Here is a 1,215-nt window from a genome sequence, read left to right on the forward strand (position 1 = left end):
TATAAATGCCTGATTCATTTCTACTATTGTATTTATATGGAGTTTAAATGCACTCTCACTACCTAAGAGCCGGGAAAAATAAACTAATACTCCTGGTTGTTATTTTTCTTTCGGGCCTTTCTGCCTGTGATAGCGATGGTACTCGTAGTCTGCCTGAGGCTGCCACCGATACTACTGCACCGACTATTGTTCGCATCACTCCTGATTCTGAAGAGATAAGCTACGGCGTGGACTTAAATCCAACTGTGTTATTTAGTGAGAAAATGAATATAGATTCTTTACTTGATAATCGAGTTGGTATTTATTCTGGTAGTTTCGATCCTGACTCAATTACAGAGCCTGTTGAGCGAGAAATAAATATTTCTCACAGTACTGTCCCTGGGGAGTCAAAAGTACCAGATGAAGAAAGCGGTAAATTGATTGATGTTGACGCTACTGAGTTAACATTAGGGCTGAGTAGTGGTCGTTTTGCCTTACATAACACTTATACTCTTCAAGTGGAATCAGACGTACATGATTTAGTGGAAGATGATTTGTCAACAAGTGAGGATGAGCGTAATTTTCTTGAAGGCGGGGAGAGGGTCGCGTTTACGACGGAGTCTGGCGTATGGCACGAGTCCGAAACTCTTAATTTCAAGTACTTGAATGAAGAGGGTACACAGGCAGTCTTTCATCAAGGGGACAGCTTTGAGCCGATTATCCAAAGTAGTCAAAGTGGCACTACTTTATTGGTTTGGAAGCAGAGTGTTGAAGGTGTGACACAGATTTGGGCAAGTCAATATCTAGCGGATCAGGAAGTCTGGGTTCTACCCGGAACTGAGTCTGCTTCACGGCATTGCCGCAAGAATCCTGACTCTCTTGATTCTTCCTGCGTTAACTCATTAAGGTTGGATAGTGCTGGTCTTGGTAGCGTTTACTCTCCAGAAATCGCTATTAATGAGCTGGGGCATGCGGTCGTTATATGGATTCAGCCAAGGTCTCCTGACGCACAGCTGACAGCATGGGTTAACATGTTTGATGGGAATGCATGGAGCGGGCCACGAGATCTTTTAAGTGGGTCTTCTGTTGATGGTGAGGTTAGAAATACCAGTTTTAGCTTAAGTGATTCTGGAGGGGTTGTTGGTGGTTTCATTCAACAAAGCTCTGCCGGTGTTCAGCGTGTAAGGCTGCTTTCTTTTAATTTTATTACCGGGTTTAATGGTTTGGGGTTTGGCG

Annotated in this window: 1 protein-coding gene; it reads left to right on the plus strand. The window is 43.5% G+C overall.

The features are described 5' to 3' along the window. Nucleotides 1-47: 47 nt before the first annotated feature. Nucleotides 48-1,215 (plus strand): Ig-like domain-containing protein (locus A3735_RS23195; protein WP_156499859.1); only part of this gene is annotated, 1,168 nt, incomplete at its 3' end.

Source organism: Oleiphilus sp. HI0061, assembly GCF_001635675.1.